This is a genomic window from Desulfatiglans parachlorophenolica, assembly GCF_055394735.1.
Genome location: NZ_AP042460.1, coordinates 3,469,507 through 3,488,342, shown reverse-complemented (window position 1 = coordinate 3,488,342; position 18,836 = coordinate 3,469,507). Strand labels below are relative to the sequence as shown.

Below are 18,836 nucleotides of genomic sequence, written 5' to 3'. Positions count from 1 at the left end.
AGGGGATCACTTGGTTGAGCGAAGGGTTTTCCAGGTTGCGTCCAGACCAACCGCACGGATTGGCGTCGCTACCGGGAAAAATGATCATCAGAGGTCGCTCGTCCGGAGGTGACGTTCGAACGACTCTGATCGAAAAACGATCGCTCTTTGCAGTGAAACGGGAGGGCGCGATCATGAAGAAATTTGTACGTATCAAGGTGTGCCACGCTGTCCCGGGGCGGTTGCGGCTGAAAGTGCCTTTCGTAAGCAATGTCATCGGCGCCCGCGACAGGTTCGAAGGGCATCTCGAGCAAGTCCCGGGTGTCCAGCGCATACTGATCCGTTCCGGGACCGGAAGTCTCATCGTCTTCTACGACAGTGCCGTCTATACAACGTCCCAGATGTTGGATTGCATCGAGCGACACCTGTCCTCCTCCTCTGCAGCGGCGGAGTGTCCCTCCGCAACGCGCCGGGAACGCTCCCAAAATGCCCTGCAGCCGTCCGCGTATCGTGGGTTCATCGGCTGGAGCCTTTTCAACGCCCTCGCTTTGACCGCTTTTATGGGGTATTTCTTTTTACGCCGTTTGTTTACCGGCGCAGTGCCCGGCCCGGGGCTTTTCAGCGTGACCGGCTTCGTCGCCGCGGGGTCTGCCTTACCGCTTTTAATCAGGGGTGTCAAAGAGGCTATATCAACCCGCAGGATGGGCCTTTTTCCATTCCTCAGCGGCGCCTTGATCCTGGCGGTCGTTGCAGGTCAGGCCTGGACCGCTCTCGAGATCCTCTGGATTCTCAGCATCGGGCTGCTTCTCGAAGAAAGCGCTGCCGAACGGGCGCGCAGGCTGATACGGGATCTTCTTCCCATCCCGCCTGAGCGGGTTCTTGTCGTCGAAGAGCCTCGCAGCTTGATAGTCTCTGAAGCTGGAATAGCCTTCGACGCCCATGTACCGCTTGAGGAGAGCCGGCTCTGTCCTGAAGAGGTTAACGAGAATCAACCCGTCGAGAGCATTTCCGAAACAGCGGTCAAGATTGAAGCACAGGAGATTTCCTCCGAGTTTGAGGTACTGGCGCAGGAGGACCGGCAGGCCCTTGCCGTCGGGTTCGATCTCGGCGATCCAACTCGACAGGTCTTCGATATCGACCGGCCAGGTTTTGCGACGGCGACCTCTCCGGCCCTGAAGCAGCCGGGCCTTGTACTTGAAGGGTGTACGGGGCTGGACCAACTCCGAGAGTTCGTTGGAGATGTGGCGGGAATGCAGGTAGGCAGCGATCAGGCGCCGTGAGTCGCTGCGATAGTCGCTGGTGATCGAGACCGGACCAAAGAGTGTCGTGTAATGAGGGTTGCACGCGACAAAACGCGCGATGCCCTTCCAGAGCATCAGAAGTGGTGCATAGGATCGTTGATATTTTTCTCTTACGAAGGAGCGTCCCATTTCCAGGGCCGGGCCGATCTTCTCGAAGAAATGCTCGCGGTAATGGAAAAGGGTGTTGGTGTACAGGCCTTCCCGGCCGAGGCGGGGCAGGATGACATCGGTGGGTCCGATCCGGTAGGCCCCTACTACCTCGGAGTGCTCCCGGTTCCATAAAAAGAGTTGGAGGTACCAATCGTCGAATGGGTCAAGGTCCAGAGCATGGCCTGTTCCTTCGCCCGCCGCCCGGAAAGTGATCTCTCGGAGACGGCCGATTTCCTCGAGGAGTTGGGGAATCTGGGCGGCCCGTGCGACGAAAACCTCGAATTCACCGCTGACAAGCAGGGATTGCCCCTCGGGCAACGCCTGGATTTCAGCCGCAATGGTCGTCTTGTCTCCGGCGTTGATGATCCGGGCCGGGGGAGCGGCGTGACGGCGCGGTGTTTTGAAGCGGAAGGGCAGCATCCTTGTCGCTGGTCCCATGGATTTGCCGAGCCGGCAGGTGCGATGCCTCAGGTAGTCGGAAACATCTGACGGCTTGCTGAATGCTGCAATCTTGTGGGGGTCGATGAGGCTGCCGATTTTGACCTGGATTTCGGACGAGCTTTTGTTCAGGACCTCTCGCGGCAGAAGGGCCGTTCGGAGCATGGGGTGGAGAAGGCCGGCCATTTGAAAGAGGCTGCTGTTCCTCCCCCTGAAGAAAACGGGTAAAACCGGGACGGAACTGCGCTGGATAAGCTTTGAGAGCGTCTCATTCCACAGGGGTTCCGCCACGTGACCGTGCCGAAGGGAAAAATGGGCGACCTCACCGGCGGGGAAGACCGCCAGCATGCCTCCGTTTCGCAGCAGTTCCAAGGCCTGCTTGACCGGCGCGATGTTCTTCGGTGAAGTCCGTTTCTTCTGAAAGGGGTCGGCAAGCAGAAGCAGCGGCCGCAGCTCTTTGATTGTGCCGAGGATAAAGTTGGCCAGGATTTTGAAGTCGCCGCGCACCGAAGAGAGGATGGCGGCCAGAATGATACCGTCGACACCGCCGAATGGATGGTTGGCCACAACAATCACCGGGCCGCTGGAAGGAATGGCCTTGGCTTCTTTGCCAACAAGAGAGTACCGCACCCCGAGCACCTGCAGGAGATGGTCCAGAAACTCTTTGACACTCTCACTGCGGGGAATTGCAGCGTAGGACGCCCTTATGCGATCGATGCTCAGGGCATGCTCGAGGGAACTGCTGGCCAGCGCGGCGAGTTTCCTCCGGATAAAAAACTTTTGCGAATCAACCGTCGACGGTGAAACATCCAGTGTCTCTCGGGCTAACACGGGCACTCCCTTTATTGCGAGATCAAATGTTTTTGTTCCAGTTTGTGCTGGCATGCAACACAAAGGGCGGTTTCCGGTACGGCATAAATGCGCTCTATAGGAATCAATGCACCGCAGTGCTCGCATAAGGCAGATTCATTATTTTCTTTGATCTTATTCAGGATAGAATCCAGTCTGAGAACATAAGCTCTCTTCCTTTCGATTAATGTGTAAATTGTATTTAGAGAGATCATATACTGGGCTTTATCACATATCTCCGATGGACTCCCATCTGAGTTTTCCGCGTGATACTGTTTTCCCATGCTCAGAAGCTGCCTGAGCTGGCCTTCAGCTTCTGATTTCAGTACGAGAACCTGGTCGATGAATGGCTGGCTGATGATTTGCATTTCCTTGTACCTCGCCGAGATCGAATGGCTGCGGTGTTCCGTATTGGTGCATAAGACCCGAATGCAGTAAATCGGCATGGCCGCCGGAGAAAGATGACGGGGGCGTTCTCAGGCGGCGTGGGCATGGAAAGGGGTTGTGAATCATGGGAGATATTTAGCCGAGGAATGTTTGGAACATTGGAGAGTCATGCAAGACTTTGATGAAGGAGGACCGGTTGGGAGGCATGGGAGATGGGAAAAGCGGGCGGTGACGCACTCTGCTTCAAGCGCCATCCTTTTTCATCGGCGCCTGGTTCGCTGTCAGCGTCAAGACGGATATTCCGCACGCTGCGGCTCAGATCAGGGCCGCAAGAAAGGAGAGGCCCGTCGGCTCCAGGGCCTTGCCCACGGCCCAGCCGAACAGGGCCTTACCCACGACGCCGCCGACCTGCTCTGAGACCTGGGTTTCGGGATCGGCTTGGGTGCGGATGAATCGGCTGTCCAGGAGTCCGGATCCTTCGAAACAGGCCAGGATTTGATCCGCGTTCAGTACATCCGTTTGGTATCTGATGGTGACGCTGCCCGTGACCGGGTTGATGGTGATGTGGTCGATGCCGGTCAGGCATTCGAGTTCATCCGTCAGGCGCTCGGATAAACCGGACTGGGCCTTGAGCATGGGGATCTTGACACGGAGCCTGCCGGGAATGCTGTGCATATAGACCGTCATCATCTTTTGTCTCCTTCTTTCGCTTGCAGAAGCTCCTGCTTGCTGGGTGTTGCGAGCATCGAGACTTCGGAGCGCCAGTTTCCTGCACGTATACGTGCTCACGTTCCCGGAGGTGCGGCAGAGAGGGCGCTCTTCGGTGTTTTTCCGCCTCGTCGTGAGGTTGATCTGAGGTTGCGGACCAGATAGATGAATCTTTCCCTGCCGTTCGGTGTTTTTCCGCACCGGTGTAACGCCGGTAGGCTGCATCAGGAAAAGAACTCCTGCGGCACGCACGATGGATTGTGATCGATCATGCCGCATATCCTGGAATGGGCGTATTAGGTTTTCATTAGGCGTTTATTAAAAGTAGGCTCGCCAGTAGGATGGCCTTCAGGCAGCGTCTCTGTAAGGGCATGAGACTTTTTCAAGGGCCTCTGATCCTGAAGAAGGGCTCGCCTTCGTAAAGGGTTTCCCCCCGGGAGCGCACGTGTGAGTCCGTTCTTTGGTCCGTCGAAAGATCCATGCCGCTGCTGCCACTGGTCGAGATCTTGGCCAAGAAGCTCAGCCTGAGCGTGCACAGCACGGAGGTCCCAGGCTGCTCCGCCCGTTCGCTCCGGTCAGGCCAGTGCGGTGTTTCCGACTCCCGATGATCAATCCGTTCCGGGTCGCCCGCCGAGACGATCCGACCGCCCCGAGTCAGCAGTCTCCGGATCATGGTTGGGAAGCGATTCCGGATGTCGCCGTAGATGCTGCGCTGTCCTGCAATGCTTTCTCCGCGGATCGGGTTGCGTCCATCATCTCGAGCTCAACGCTTTCCCGCCCGGTTTGTCGATAGAGCAGGGCGGCGCAAAAGGCGGTGAGGGGAGCCACCGTCACCAGTCCAAAGCTTCCAACCAGGATATTCAGCACCTCGGCGGCAACGAATGGGGCGTTCAGGATGTTGACCGCCGGGAGACCCTTGGCCATAAACAGCAGGAACATCGCTATGTGGCTGCTGGAATAGGCGAGGAGAAGCGTGGTCGTCATGGTCCCGACGACCGCTCGACCAACGCGCAGACCCGAGCGCAAGTGCTCGAAGGTGGCAATGTCCGGATGCCTGCGCTTGATTTCGTCCATGCTCGCGGCAATGTCCATGGCGAGGTCCATGACGGCACCGGAGGAGGCGATAAAGACGCTGGCGATGAAAATGCCCGTCAGATCGAGTGTGTAATGGCCGGAGTAGAGGAGGGTTTCGGCAAAAGGCCGCACCGCACCGTGGAGCGCGAACGCCTTGGTAAAACCGACTGCCAGCGCACAGGTGAGCCCGACGCCGAGCATGGAGCCCAGAAAGACGGCAAGGCCACGCCGGTTGATCCCACCGACCGAGAAGGTGATCACCGCAGTGAGAAGGGCCGCGATGGCGAGGCCCGTCGAAAGAGGAGGAAAGCCGCGCAGCAGCAGTGGGAAAAAGAGCTTCCAGAGAATCATCGCCGCGAAAAGGAAGGACAATACGGCCTTCAATCCGGTAACCCCGGCGACAGCCAGAAGGAGAATGCCGAAGATGCCGATGAGAAGAAGCTGCATCTGAAGGCGGTCGTAGCCTCGTGCAACCCCGTGGGCGGGCCGCCCGTCGATTGTGTCGTATTCGACAAGGATGATTTTCCCGGTCTCATAGAATTCGTCGAATTCCATCCTTCCGGTCAACATATTGACAATTTCGATGGTTTGTCCTTCATTGGGGCCGTTGATCAGCCGCACGGTGAGGAACTGCTCCTCGGTCTTGACGATGAGATTTTGACGTACGCGGCTGTTGTCCACGGCCTCCACCACACCGCGTGCGTGGATCCCTTTTGGAGCGCTGGGGATGCGGGCGAGATCCAGGAATGAGAGCGCGACGCAGATGCCCGCGATGATCAGCGAAAAAATCCATTCATGGTGCTGCTTGGTTGACATGTAGCTTCTCTCCCGCCGAAAAAAAGCGGCGGCGCCTCTCCGGCACCGCCTGTCACGTTATGGATTCGAATAGGACCGTCAGGGCCCCCTTTTCACCGAGGCCGTGCTGCCGAATTCCTGTGCTGGGCAGCACATCGAGTCATGAGCAGGGCTGCCGGATCCAAGCCGGCCGGATGGGAAGTGCCTTCGCACTTTTTCCAACCGGCGATGAGATGCGGCCTGGAGAAAATGGATGGAGCCAGAAAGCATTCCTATTTTTCGATGGGCAGGCTCGGGAGGTTCATGGCCTCGCCAAGCCGCTTGGCGATATCGGTGTTGTCGTAGAAACCTGCAAACCGTTCGGCTTCCCGGCCATGGGCGAAGATCGGAACCGGCACGCCGGTGTGGGAATAGGAGGTCCACCCGATGCTGGCGCGCTCGTTCAGGATATGGGTGATGGTCACGATGATCGGTTCGTAGCCGCCATAGAGATAGCGGTTTTCGTCGGCCGTGTTGTCATTTGTCCCGCAAAGCGATTGGTCATAGGCGTCCTCCAGCTTTTCCTTCTGGTATTCGTTGAGGTCAGCCCAAACCAGACCGAAGGCATTTTCCATCAGAGCAAGCATGTCTCCATTCGAAGACAGGGTTTCAGGGTCGGAGGCACAATCAGGACAGCAACCAGAGTAGGCGTCTTTGTGATCTGTCCACCCATTTTCCCGGAAGTATTGAAAGCTGTTGGTCTGTCCGAGCAGTCGATCGTAATAGGCCTTGTACGCCGTGGTGGCATGGCCGATCGTCATGCCGCCCGTCTCGTGGTCGCCGGTGACGACGATCAGGGTCTGTTCGGGGTGTTTTCTGTAGAATTCGAGGGCTACGCCGACGGCGTTGTCGAAATCGAGCATATCGCCGATGGTCGCCATGGCGTCGTTGGCGTGGCAGGCCCAGTCGATCTTGCCGCCTTCGACCATGATGAAGAATCCTTTGCCGTTGCCTTCATGTTTTCTTCCCCAGCCTCTGAAGAAATTATCGCGGGCGGGATTATTGGATCTGCCGTCATAGAGGTTGGCGATGGCGACTTCGGTCATTTCGGCGAGCGACAGGTTGGTATCGGGTCTATCGATGGCATAGGGCATGGCCGAAGAGTCTTGCAGCCACGGGTTGATGCAGACGACCCGGTCTCTGGGGGCGTCCTTGAGCGCGAGGATCGATTCGCGGGTATTGCGGACTTCGTAACCGTTGTTTGTGAGCAGTTCATAGACATCGTTTGGAGCATCGGGTTTGACCAATCCTCCGCCCCCGAAAAACTCGTATCCGGTCGCAGCCAACTGGGTGCCGATGGCATTCATGTCGCCGCGGCTCGGGACGCTGGCATAATAGGCGGCGGGTGTGGCATGGTCCAAAGAAACGCTCGAGATGATGCCGACCTTCATGCCGTTTTCGTGGGCAAGCTGGGCGACGCTTTTGTAGGAATGGGTCTTGGTGTCATCCATTCCGATGGTCCCGCTCCGCGTTTTGATTCCACAGGCGAAGGCCGTGGCCGAAGACGCCGAGTCGGTCATCAAGGCAAAGGAATCATAGGTGGTTTGCATCCCCGCCACCGGCATTTTGCTCATATTGAGGCGGTTTTCATCGGCAAGTAGATACTCGGCCTCTAATTCGCCGTAGTTCGGGCCTGGAGGCAGCCCCTTATCGATTGCAGATTTGGTAGCCAGATAGGCCTCGGTTGCCTGGATCTGCGAGGCTGACATGCCGTCCCCGAGGAAGAAAAAGACATATTTCGGTTGAGCCGCACAGGCCAACGTGGCCGCGAAAAGGATCAGCATGGCCAGGAGCGCTGCTCCAGCTTGTTTTCCGATTTTCATGGTTTGCCTCCTTACTGTTTAATGATAGTCGAGTGGTCGGATGGTTATGGATGGACGCCTTTAGTCAATAGTTTCATAATGTTTTCTAATTCTTGCCATCACCCCCTTTCGAAGATTCGACCGGAAAATCGAACCAGAGAGCCCCTTCCACAGTTTCTGGCCGGGGATTCTTCGTGGACTGGGTGTTCAACTCCGGTTCCTCTATTTAGTTTCCATCCGGAAATGGTCTTTTTGGCCAATCTCGGCGTCAATCTGCACGTTTGCTTGTGCGGCGACCACTAGGTCGCCTCCGCGCAACCGCTTGATTTCCTTGATATTGGCCAAAAATCCTCATTTCCGGATTGGAAACTGGGTTGTACCGGGAAATGGTCTTTTTGGCCAATCTCGGCGTCAATCTGCACGTTTGCTTGTGCGGCGACCATCAGGTCGCCTCCGCGCAAACGCTTGATTTCCTTGATATTGGCCAAACCGGGACCCGCCGCGAAGCGGTGGGACTGAGCACGCGCAGCGTGTAAAGAAAAATCCTCATTTCCGGATTGGAAACTGAGTCCTACCGCAAAATCATTTCCGGATGGACACTAGATACTATTTGATGGCTCCGGGCAGCACGAACCGCTCTGCCTGCGCTGGAGCGCCAGGTGTTGAAGATGGAGAGACCCAACAGGGTTGCCCGGCTGCTCCTTGGAAGACTTGCCTTACGCTCGGACAGCCGCGGCCCGATATCGGGGGCCTCAGCAAGGAACTTTGAAATCAGAGATTAGGGAGGGATTGTTGGGAGGATCTTAGGGTTTGTTTTTGATTCGGATAGAAATGCATGCAGGAAAGAATAGAGAACTGAGTCCTTGAGGCCGGCCTGCCGGTACCCCCGCTGCGGGGTTCGTGGTTCTTGAATGATGTCAGCCGAGGATGCATGCGGCGCTTGTAGTCGCTCGGCGGGCGTTTTCCGGGTATTTCGTCATGCGCAGGGAAAAATCTAGGTTTTATGCGCTCTTTGAGTATAATCCCCTTCAATTCATTCTTTCTTGCGACCCAATGCTGTTCGGCGGCTGACCTTCGCGGCATGCAGGCGGCTGTATAAGACGTCCAAGAAACTTCAACAACCGGACAGCCGCGGCTGAAAAGGGTTTTCTGGTGTTCATCTGGAAATGATTGTCCAGCACAATCCGGTTTCCAATCCGGAAACGAGGATTTTGTTCGCCGGCTGCGCCGCTACGTTCCAACGGCTCGCGACGGCTCCCAATTTCTTCATACGCTGGGCGTGCTCAGTCCCACCCGTTCGGGGCGGGCCCATGTTTTTTAAATACTCGCAAAATCAAGTTGTTAGGTGCATGATACCTGGAGGTCGCCGCGCACGTCAACGTGCAGCTTGACGTTGAGATTGGCCGAAAAGGCTGTTTCCGGATGAGAACTTTCTACCCTCCCCTCGGCGGGGATTCATAAGGATGCAGGGGTCGGGGAGGATATGGCGAAAGGGGTTTTATGACTATGGCGATCGAGACGGGGGTATCTTCGAGACGGGAAGGGGTGGAATCTGGGCGGGACATGCAACGGCTTATGGACACGGCCTTGGGAAAAAGGCCTGCGGATCTGGTGGTCAGGGACGGGACTCTGATGGATGTGTATACGGGGAGGCTGCTTCCGGGACGCTCCGTGGCGGTTTCGGGGGAGTGGATCGCCCAGGTCGGGCCTGACCTCGGCTACGCCGTGGGGCCGGAGACCCGGGTGATCGAGGCGGACGGGCGAGTGATCTGTCCGGGGTTCATCGATGCGCATACCCACCTGATCAACTACTTCAATATCCGCGAGTTCCTCTCATACGCCGTCCCCTCGGGTGTCACCTGTCTGATCGCTGAGATTGAATGCTACGGTTTCATCCTGGGGGCCGAGGGGGTGAGGATCTTCATAGAGCAGACGGAGGCCAGCCCCATCAAGATCTACACCCTGGTCCCGCCCATGGTTTCCCTGAGTCCGGCCGCGCAGTCCCTGATGATCACTCCGGAGCAGTTGGCCGGGCTGTTCGAAGACCCCCGGGTCATCGGGCTGGGGGAATCGTTCTGGCAGGCCCCTGTCCTGCAGTCGGACCAGCGGATCCTGGCGTTGATCCGTGAAACGCATAAGGCCGGGAGATCCGTCCAGGGCCATGCGGCCGGAGCCTTTGACAGAAAGCTGGCTGCGTATGCGTCCATCGGCGTGGAGTCGTGCCACGAAGCCATTTCCACCGAGGATGTGCTCAACCGCCTCGAGATGGGGTTCTATGCGATGATCCGGGAAGGGGATATCCGCCGCGACCTGGAGATCATCCTTCCCCTGAAAGACAAGATCGATTTCCGCCGCGTGATTCTGGTGACCGACGGGACCAACCCGAGCCTGCTGATCGGAAACGGTTATCTGAAAGATGTGGTGCAGAAGGCGGTGGATCTGGGAATCGATCCCATGGAGGCGGTCCGCATGGTGACCCTCAATCCGGCGGAGCATCTGGGGCTCGACAAGCTGACCGGCGGCATCGCTCCGGGCCGCCATGCCGACCTCCTGATCCTCCCCGACGCCCGGACCATCAGGCCGCAATGGGTGATCTCCAAGGGCCGGGTGGTGGCGCAGGAGGGGCGGATGACCGTGCCGATCCCCGCGGCTCGATACCCTGACAGGCTGATGAATACGGTCAGGGCACCGGCGGTGCCGTCCTCCGCCCTGGTGGTTCCCGAGTCCTGTGCAGATCGGGAGGGGATGGTGCGGACCCTGGACATCCAGCCGGGGGGCTTGGTGGCGCGGGAGGGCAGGGCGCGTCCCAGACCGGTCTCAGGGTATCTGGCGGCGGATCCGGCTGACGATCTGCTCAAGATATTCTTCATGGAGCGGATCAGCGGCCGGGGAGAGGCGTTTATCGGATTCGTCCGGGGTTGGGGCCAGAAGCGCGGAGCCGTTGCCAGCACGCTCTGTTGGGACACGGGGGGCATCATCGGAATCGGCGAAAACGACGAGGATCTGGCTTCTGCCGTCAACCGATTGATTGAGATTCAGGGGGGATCCGTCATCGTCGTGGACGGGGAGCGGAAGCTGGAGATCCCCCTTCGCGCCGGGGGGTATGTCTCGGAACTGAAGATGCCGGAACTGGCCGAACGACAGGGGCGCTTTCAAGAGATCATGACCTCCCTGGGAACAGGCCTCGATTTCGCTCATCTGACCCTGAGCGTCCTCACCACGCCCGCCATCCCGTTCATCCGCATGACGGAAAAGGGCTACTATCGGTTCAGGGAAGGCGATATTGTCGGGCTCGGATCTTGACGCTCCGCATTCCGTTTTTTTCTTGACACGTAGTTATGTTGTGGCTAGATTGTAACCACATTCTTGAGGACTCAGAATCAGAAGACGTTCCAAAATTGTTCGTCAGATCGACCTGTTGCTTTTCCTCACGCGCCTTGGTGCTTTTGCTCCTACAAGAAAGGCGAAAACAAAAAATGCCCGTCAGCAAAGTCATACACCCCACCGCTGGAATGGATCGCTATGATCCGGCCGGCTGGAGCTGTTTTCCGGCAGAAAGGTGTTTGGGATTAAGTCGTTTGCTTTTAGATAGTCTCCATCCGGAAATGATTTCCCGGTACAACCCAGTTTCCAATCCGGAAATGAGGATTTTTTGCCAATATCAAGGAAATCAAGCGTTTGCGCGGAGGCAACCTGTAGGTCGCCGCACAAGCAAACGTGCAGATTGACGCCGAGATTGGCAAAAAAGACCATTTCCGGATGGAAACTAGATAGATAAAGTCGAGATTGCCCTACAGGGATCGGCGGGCGGGTTCTCTGGCGGGATGATGAGGGGGGTGCGGTAGGACTGAGAGGGTCGGCGCCGCCCATCCCAGTGGTTCATAAGGACGGAGTGTTGACCAGTCCGGTTGCCGGCTGACCTTTGAAAGGGGGTATCCCGCCCGACCGGGGTTGCCCAGAGCGCGGCAGCGGTTTAGAAACAGCCCGGACGACTATATCGCAAGTTCAGGACAAGAGGTAGAAAAATGAGGTACGCGGAGACAGGGTTCAATCTGGAAATCGATTTATCACACGGAAACATCGAAAGGGTAGAAACTGACCCGAGAGACACGGAACTCTATCTGGGGGGGCTGGGTACGAACGCCAAGATTCTGTGGGATAGGGTTCCCCCTGAGGTCGAACCCTTTTCTCCCGATAATCTGCTCATATTCAGCGCCGGCCTTTTGTGCGGCACCCCGGCCACCGGCTGCAACCGGACGATCGTGTCGACCATTTCCCCTCAGACCCGGTTGATGCAGTTTTCGATGATGGGGGGTTTCTGGGCGCCGGAATTGAAGTATGCCGGTTACGACAAGGTGATCCTGCGAGGCAAGTCACCCAACCTGGTTTACCTGTATATCAACAACGACAAGGTGGAGATCCGGGATGCCTCTCACCTGCAGGGGAAAGGTGCGGTTGAAACGGCCGAACTCATCCGGCAGGAGCTGAAGGAGCCGAGGGCCCAGGTGGCGGCCATTGGTCTGGCCGGTGAGAACCGGGTGTACTTCGCTTCCATCGAGCAGGGCCGGTCGAGCGCAAGTCGCGGCGGGATCGGAGCCGTCATGGGGGACAAGGGTGTCAAGGCGATCGCCGTTCGAGGAACCAAGGACATCAATGTGGCGCGGCCGGCGGAGTATATCGAACTCTGCAACGAGGTGCTGGCCTATATCAAATGGCGGGAAGAACATCCCATCGAAGGGGTGATGACCATTCTGAAGGGCCTAGGGTCCCCGCAGGAGATGGCGGTTCATGACGAGAAATGGCATACGGAAAATTTTGCCTGGGGCAATGCGCGGGTTCGCAGAAAGGACTTCTGGAACGAGGAGGTCGCAGAAAAGTGGACCGAAACGCTCGAAACGATGCGGACGCGGCTGATCAGCTGCTACAACTGCCCGATGAAGTGCGGGGCGACCGTATCGGTTCCAGGGCTTTCCACTTACATGATGAAATGCTTCTCGAAGCTGACGTACACGATGGCGGCCATGTCCGACCTCGATTTCGGCTTGACGATCGCACAGCGTGCGACGGAGTACGGGGTGGATGGGTTCTCGACCCCGCAGGTGATGGCTTTCGCGATGGAGCTTTATGAGGCCGGCATCCTGACGGATCAGGACATGGCGGGGATGCCCTCCGACAACGACGGGAAATTTTACTGGCTGCTCGACCGGATCGTTCGTCGGGAAGGGATAGGCGATGTCCTGGCCAACGGCACCTACTGGGCGGCCCAGCAGATCGGCAAGGGCGCGGAGGCCTACGCCCACAACAACATCAAGAAGCATGAGCAACTGCCCCTCAAGCTTGGCATGCTTAATCCTATCTATTTTCTCATGTACGCCACCGGCGAGAAGATCAACATCACCCAGATCGAAGGGCAATTCCCGCAGGCGCCTTTCCCGACAAGGGAAGAAAGGGAGGCCTTCGTCAAGGACTGGATCCAGGTTCCGGACGATAAGTTCAAACAGTATTTCCTGGACTGGGAACTGCGGGGAGAGAAATCGATGCCTTTCTATCCGACCGTCGAGATGTGCTGTGACATCGTCGATTGGCAGGAAAGGATGCATTACATCGACGACGCCCTCGGCATGTGCGCTGGCCTGTCTTCCTTTCCGCTCAAGCCCCCGTACCACATTCACAATTATCCGAAATTCATTTCAGCAGGGGCCGGGATCGAGATGGACGAGGCCAAACTGACGGAGGCAACCAAGCGTTACCGAACCCTGGTACGGGCGAACAATATCCGGAGGGGCATGCGGAGAAGCGACGAGAAGCCGCCAGAAGACCACTGGAAGAAAAGATTCCCCGAGTTGGAAGAGAAGCTCCTGGACACCTATTACACCTTCAAGGGGTGGAACAAAGAGGGCATTCCTACCAAAGAATCTTTGCATGAACTCGGTTTGGATTATGTCGCCAAAGACTTCCTGGAGAGGGGAATCTTGACCGATAATGAAGGCACTCCTTCTAAAGAGACTTCGGCGGAAAAAGAGCCGAAATAGGCTGGAGGGAACGAATCGTGGCTGGTGAGAAGAAGAAGAAAATCGTCAAGACGATCAAGGTCGACGCGGATAAATGCAACGGCTGCCGGGCATGCGAGGTGATCTGCTCCGCCTTTCACGCTACGCCGAAATACAGCAGCAACAACCCGGCGAGGTCCCGCATCCGGGTGATTCGTGAACCGATCCGGGACATCTATCTACCTGTTTATGCAGGAGAATATGCGCCGGCGGAGTGTATGGGGCGCGACAAGTACGTGATCGACGGGAAGGAGTACGACGAGTGCGCCTTCTGCCGGGCCGCCTGTCCGTCCCGGGATATCTTCAAGGAACCGGACTCCGGCCTTCCCTTGAAATGCGATATGTGCGAAGGCGAGGACGAACCGTTGTGCGTCAAGTGGTGTCTGGTGGACGCCCTGACGTATGAGGAGCGGGAAGAGGAAGTCGAAGAAGAGGCCGAGGAGCGTGAGGACCTCGAGATCGGTTTGGAGGCGCTGGCCGATAAATACGGGTTGGATACCATCATGGAAACCGTTGCCAAGATGTCCATGTCGAAAAAAGGCTGAAACGTAACGGCAAAAAAGAGGATAGAAGAAGACAGTGGAAGCGGTAGCCGATTATAAGGAAATTATCGATGTCATCAAGGCGAACGGGGGGGACGCGTTCAAGCGGTGCTTCCAGTGCGGTCTGTGCGACACGGTGTGTCCGTGGAACCGGGTCCGGAACTTCAGCATCCGCAAGATCGTCCGCCAGGCCGCGTTCGGGATGACCGAGATCGAGAGCGACGAGATCTGGCGCTGCACGACGTGCGGGAGGTGTCCGCAGCAGTGTCCGAGGGACGTCAAACAGATCGAGTCCGGGATTGCCCTGCGCCGGGTGGCGACGGAATACGGGGTGTTCCCGACCTCCGTGAAGGCTATCCGGACGGTGAGCGCGAGCCTGGTGGGGGAAGGCAATCCGCTGAGCGAGGAGCGGAAGAAGCGGGCGGACTGGGCGAAAGGCCATTCGGTGGAGGCGTTTACCGAGGAGATGGACGTCCTTTATTTTCCGTGCTGCTATCCGAGCTACGATCCGAGGTTGAAGAAGGTGGCGCAGGCCACGGCCGACATCCTGAACCAGGCCGGCGTGAGCTTCGGGATCCTGGGCAGCAAGGAGAACTGCTGCGGGGAGAGCATCCGGAAGACCGGGGACGAGGAGTTGTTCAAACGCCTGGCGAAGGAGAACATCAAGACCTTCATCGACAGCGGGGTGAAGAAGATCCTGGTCTCCTCGCCGCACTGTTACCACACCTTCAAGAACGAGTACCCGGAGTTCAGCGTCCACTTCGAGGTGATCCATGTCTCCGAGTTTGTGCACCAGTTGATCGAGGAGGGGCGGCTGACGATCCAAAAGGAGTACCCGAAGCGGGTGACGTATCACGACCCGTGCTATCTCGGGCGGCACAACGGGATCTACGACGCGCCGCGGGAGGTGCTGAAAAAGGTGCCGGGCCTCGAACTGGTGGAGATGGCGGACTGCCGGAGCGACAGCCTGTGCTGTGGCGGGGGCGGGGGCCGGATCTGGATGGAGACGCCGAAAGGGGAGCGGTTCTCGGACCTGAGGCTGGAGCAGGCGATGGACGTGGGCGCCGAGGTGCTGGCGACGGCCTGCCCCTACTGCATCGCGAACTTCGAGGACAGCCGGCTGACGCTGGATGTGACGGAGAAACTGGAGGTCAAGGATATTACCGAGATCATCCGGGAAGTGATGTAGTTTCCGGCCGGAAAGGGTGTTTTTGCCCAATCTTGGCGTCAACCTGCGCGGTTGCTTGTGCGGCGTACCGGTCGTACGCCTTCGCGCAACCGCTGGGTTTCCTTGATCTTGGCCAAACTGGGACCCGCCGCGAAGCGGTGGGACTGAGCACCCGAAGGGTGTGAAGAAAAATCCTCCTTTCCGGCCTGGAAACCGGGATTTTACGGGCAAATCATTTCCGGATGAAGTGAGACGATTTGCAGTCCTGCAGGAGAAGGGCCGGGGCGCGGCCTTCCCGGCGGAAACGATTCAGTGCAGATGAGAAGGCCCCTGCCCGGGGGCCGCAAGCGATCTGCTGAGGTGAAAAAGTGGAAAAAGAAGAACACGTGCTGGAAGAGAAGATTCGATACCTGTGCAAGGGTCTCGGCAAGGAAGATTTCGGGGACGTGATGGTTGTCGGCGGCGGGATCAGCGGCATTCAGGCCTCGCTGGATCTGGCCACGGCCGGATTCAAGGTGTACCTGATCGAGAAGTCGCCTGCCATCGGCGGCCACATGGCGCAGCTGGACAAGACCTTTCCGACCAACGACTGCTCGATGTGAATTCTCTCCCCGAAACTGGTCGAGGTCGGCCGGCATCCGAACATAGAGGTCCTTACCTACACCGAGGTGGACCGAGTCGAAGGGGAAGCGGGGGATTTCAGGGTGACCCTGAGGAAGAAGCCCCGGTACATCATCGAGGAGAACTGCACGGGGTGCGGCACCTGCGCGGAGTATTGCCCGGTGCAGTATCCCGACCGATACAATCAGGAGATTTCCGAGAACAAGGCGGTTCACATCTATTTTGCACAGGCGATCCCGCTGATCGCCTATATCGATGAGAGCTGCCTGTATCTGAAAGAGAAGAAGTGTCGGATCTGCGAAGGGGTGTGCAAGAGCAACGCGATCGACCTGAACCAGAAGGAAGAGAAACGGGAGGTGAAGGTCGGGGCGATCTTGCTTTCCTCCGGCCTCGAGCCGTACGACCCCGGCGTGAAGCATGAATACGGCTACGGGAGGATGCAGAACATCGTGACGAGTATGGATTTCGAGCGGCTGCTGTGTGCCACCGGTCCATACGAGGGGGAGATCCTGCGCGCCTCGGACAAGAAGCACCCGCACAAGATCGCCTGGATCCAGTGCGTGGGCTCGCGGCGTGTCACGCCGGGGGACAACAGCTACTGCTCGGCGGTCTGCTGTACCTACGCCCAGAAGCAGGTGATCCTGACCAAGGATCACGACGCGGATGCGGAGTGCACGATCTTCCACAACGATGTGCGCTCGTACGGGAAGGATTTCGAACGCTACTACGAGAGGACCTCGCAGCTGCCGGGGGTGCGGTTCATCCGGAGCTACGTATCGATTGTCCGGGAGGATCCGGTCACCGGGAATGTCTTCCTCCGCTACGCGACGCCGGACGAGGGGGTGAAGGAAGAGGAATTCGACATGGTGGTGCTCTCCGTCGGGTTGAACCCGCCGGTGGATGCGCAGGCGATCGCGGAAAGGTTCGGGATTGCGTGCAATGCACATGGGTTCTGCGAGACGCACGCCACGAACCCGATGGAGACGAGCCGGCCCGGGATCTTTGTGAGCGGGGGGTTCCAGGGTCCGCTGGATATCCCCGAGTCGGTCTTCAGCGCGAGCGGGGCCGGGTCGCAGTGCGGGGAGTTTCTGGACCGCCGGCGGGGCAGGCTCACGACGGAGCGGGTCTACCCGGATGAAAAGGATGTTTCACAGGAAGAGCCGCGGATCGGCGTGTTTGTGTGCCACTGCGGGGCGAACATCGGCCGGGTGGTGAATGTGCCCTCGGTGGTGGATTACGCCCTGACGCTGCCGAACGTCGTCTATGCCCAGGAGCAGCTTTTTTCGTGCGCGACGAACTCGGCGAACCAGATCACCGACATGATCAGGGAAAAGGGGCTGAACCGCGTGGTGGTCGCGGCCTGCTCGCCGAGGACGCTCGAGCCGCTGTTCCGGGACACGCTGCGGGAGGCGGGCATCAACCAGTATTACTACGAGATGGCGAATATCCGGGAGCACAACTCCTGGGTCCACTCGAAGGAAAAGGAAGAGGCGACGCAGAAGGCGAAGGACATCACGCGGATGTCGGTCGCGCGCGCGTGCCTGCTGGAGCCCTTGCAGGAGATCGACCTGCCGGTGAACAAGGCGGCGCTGGTGGTCGGCGGGGGCGTTGGGGGCATGACCTGCGCGCTGTCGATCGCCAAACAGGGCCACGAGGTCTATCTGCTCGAAAGGGAGGCGGACCTGGGCGGGATGGCGCGGCGGATCCACTACACGCTGGAGGGGCTGGATGTGCAGAGCTATCTGCACGATCTCGAACGGGAGGTCTACCAGCACCCGTCGATCCACGTCTATACGGAGGCGGAGATCACGGAGGCGACCGGTTACGTGGGTAACTTCGTGACCCGGGTGAAAACGGGCCGGCGCGAGGTGGAGATCCGCCATGGGGCGGCGGTGATCGCGACCGGTGCGATCGAGTACCGGCCGACCGAGTACCTCTATGGGGAAAACGAGCAGGTGGTGACGCAGCTCGAACTCGAGGACCGGATCGCGCGCCGGGACGAGGCCCTTGCCGGTGCGCAGAGCGTGGTGATGATCCAGTGCGTCGGCTGCCGGCAGGCGGACCGGAACTATTGCAGCCGGGTGTGCTGCAGCCAGGCGGTCAAGAACGCGCTGAAGCTGAAGGAACTCAACCCCGAGATGGATGTCTATGTCCTGTACCGGGATATGATGACCTACGGGTTCCGGGAGGATTATTACCGGGAGGCGTCGAACCGGGACGTGAAGTTCATCCGCTGGGAGCCGGAGCGAAAGCCGCAGGTGAGCGAGGCCGAAGAAGGTGGCCGGAAGGTGGTGCGGGTGGTGGTGCCCGACCCGATCCTCGGGGAGGAACTGGCGATCGACGCGGACTACCTGGCGCTGTCGGCGGCGGTGATCCCCGCTCCCGGGGCTGTGGAGCTGTCGCGGCAGTTCAAGATATCGCTCGGGCCGGACGATTTCTTCAAGGAGGCGCACGTCAAGCTGCGGCCGGTGGAGTTTTCGACGCAGGGCGTGTATCTGTGCGGAACGGCGCATTATCCGAAGCATATCCCGGAGGTGATCAACCAGGCCTACGGGGCCGCGGGCCGGGCGTTGACCCTGCTCTCGCACGATGTGGTGACGGTGTCGGGGGCGGTCTGCGAGGTGGAGGAGAAGAAGTGCATGGGGTGCGGGGCGTGTATCGCGGCGTGCGCCTATGGCGCGATCGAGTTCCGGGACACGCGCCAGGGGCCGAAGGCGGTGGTCAACCCGGTCCTGTGCAAGGGGGACGGGTTGTGCAACGCGGCGTGTCCGACGGGCGCGATCCGGCTGAAGCACTTTACCGATGAGGAGATCAGCACCCAGATCGATGCGGCGATACCGGAAGAAGAGGCTTTGCAACCCATGGATGCGGCGGTTGGAGATGTGTAGGATAATCGAAACGGATGAAGCCGGGATGAGCGGTGAAGGGGGTGA

The 18,836-nt window shown here is 58.6% G+C and carries 15 protein-coding genes and 1 pseudogene; 8 read left to right on the top strand and 8 right to left on the bottom strand.

Going from position 1 to position 18,836, the window contains the following annotated elements; all coding sequences use genetic code 11:
- Positions 1 to 80: 80 nt before the first annotated feature.
- Positions 81 to 404: pseudogene (locus ACZ500_RS16350) on the top strand (HMA2 domain-containing protein); the annotation flags it as partial.
- A 264-nt stretch (positions 405 to 668) separates the two neighbouring features.
- Here the strand turns inward: ACZ500_RS16350 and ACZ500_RS16345 are convergent.
- From ACZ500_RS16345 to ACZ500_RS16315, 7 genes are all read right to left on the bottom strand, one after another.
- Positions 669 to 2,699, bottom strand: coding sequence for a lysophospholipid acyltransferase family protein (locus tag ACZ500_RS16345; protein ID WP_464228452.1), 2,031 nt, complete (start codon positions 2,697 to 2,699; stop codon positions 669 to 671).
- Positions 2,700 to 2,710: 11 nt separating this feature from the next.
- On the bottom strand, positions 2,711 to 3,085 hold the full coding sequence (locus tag ACZ500_RS16340; RefSeq protein ID WP_464228450.1) for a TraR/DksA family transcriptional regulator: 375 nt from the start codon (positions 3,083 to 3,085) through the stop codon (positions 2,711 to 2,713).
- Between the two features lie 334 nt (positions 3,086 to 3,419).
- Positions 3,420 to 3,794, bottom strand: a complete 375-nt coding sequence (locus ACZ500_RS16335) for an HMA2 domain-containing protein (RefSeq protein WP_464228449.1) — start codon at positions 3,792 to 3,794, stop codon at positions 3,420 to 3,422.
- Positions 3,795 to 4,194: 400 nt separating this feature from the next.
- A complete protein-coding gene (locus tag ACZ500_RS16330; protein WP_464228448.1) occupies positions 4,195 to 4,485 on the bottom strand; it encodes a hypothetical protein in 291 nt (96 codons plus the stop codon).
- On the bottom strand, positions 4,482 to 5,702 hold the full coding sequence (locus ACZ500_RS16325; protein ID WP_464228447.1) for a YibE/F family protein: 1,221 nt from the start codon (positions 5,700 to 5,702) through the stop codon (positions 4,482 to 4,484). Before ACZ500_RS16325 ends, ACZ500_RS16330 begins: the two co-directional genes overlap by 4 nt.
- 251 nt (positions 5,703 to 5,953) lie before the next feature.
- Positions 5,954 to 7,543, bottom strand: coding sequence for an alkaline phosphatase (locus ACZ500_RS16320; protein ID WP_464228446.1), 1,590 nt, complete (start codon positions 7,541 to 7,543; stop codon positions 5,954 to 5,956).
- A gap of 201 nt (positions 7,544 to 7,744) precedes the next feature.
- Positions 7,745 to 7,867: a hypothetical protein gene (locus ACZ500_RS16315; RefSeq protein WP_464228445.1), complete on the bottom strand. Its 123-nt coding sequence runs from the start codon at positions 7,865 to 7,867 to the stop codon at positions 7,745 to 7,747.
- Positions 7,868 to 7,908: 41 nt separating this feature from the next.
- Here ACZ500_RS16315 and ACZ500_RS16310 point away from each other — a divergent pair, with 41 nt between their 5' ends.
- Together ACZ500_RS16310 and ACZ500_RS16305 are read left to right on the top strand one after the other, a co-directional pair.
- Positions 7,909 to 8,058, top strand: a complete 150-nt coding sequence (locus ACZ500_RS16310; RefSeq protein ID WP_464228426.1) for a hypothetical protein — start codon at positions 7,909 to 7,911, stop codon at positions 8,056 to 8,058.
- Between the two features lie 970 nt (positions 8,059 to 9,028).
- A complete protein-coding gene (locus ACZ500_RS16305) occupies positions 9,029 to 10,825 on the top strand; it encodes an adenine deaminase C-terminal domain-containing protein (protein ID WP_464228444.1) in 1,797 nt (598 codons plus the stop codon).
- Between the two features lie 189 nt (positions 10,826 to 11,014).
- On the opposite strand, the gene ACZ500_RS16300 is transcribed toward ACZ500_RS16305, so the two are convergent.
- Positions 11,015 to 11,275, bottom strand: coding sequence for a hypothetical protein (locus tag ACZ500_RS16300; protein ID WP_464228443.1), 261 nt, complete (start codon positions 11,273 to 11,275; stop codon positions 11,015 to 11,017).
- Between the two features lie 272 nt (positions 11,276 to 11,547).
- On the opposite strand from ACZ500_RS16300, the gene ACZ500_RS16295 reads away from it, so the two are divergent.
- The 5 genes from ACZ500_RS16295 to ACZ500_RS16275 all read left to right on the top strand — a co-directional run bounded on the left by ACZ500_RS16295 (position 11,548) and on the right by ACZ500_RS16275 (position 18,791).
- On the top strand, positions 11,548 to 13,554 hold the full coding sequence (locus tag ACZ500_RS16295) for an aldehyde ferredoxin oxidoreductase N-terminal domain-containing protein (protein WP_464228442.1): 2,007 nt from the start codon (positions 11,548 to 11,550) through the stop codon (positions 13,552 to 13,554).
- A gap of 17 nt (positions 13,555 to 13,571) precedes the next feature.
- A complete protein-coding gene (locus ACZ500_RS16290; RefSeq protein ID WP_464228441.1) occupies positions 13,572 to 14,117 on the top strand; it encodes a 4Fe-4S dicluster domain-containing protein in 546 nt (181 codons plus the stop codon).
- Between the two features lie 34 nt (positions 14,118 to 14,151).
- On the top strand, positions 14,152 to 15,303 hold the full coding sequence (locus ACZ500_RS16285) for a (Fe-S)-binding protein (RefSeq protein WP_464228440.1): 1,152 nt from the start codon (positions 14,152 to 14,154) through the stop codon (positions 15,301 to 15,303).
- A gap of 160 nt (positions 15,304 to 15,463) precedes the next feature.
- On the top strand, positions 15,464 to 15,604 hold the full coding sequence (locus ACZ500_RS16280; protein WP_464228439.1) for a hypothetical protein: 141 nt from the start codon (positions 15,464 to 15,466) through the stop codon (positions 15,602 to 15,604).
- A gap of 127 nt (positions 15,605 to 15,731) precedes the next feature.
- Positions 15,732 to 18,791, top strand: a complete 3,060-nt coding sequence (locus ACZ500_RS16275) for an FAD-dependent oxidoreductase (protein ID WP_464233069.1) — start codon at positions 15,732 to 15,734, stop codon at positions 18,789 to 18,791.
- Positions 18,792 to 18,836 lie beyond the last annotated feature (45 nt).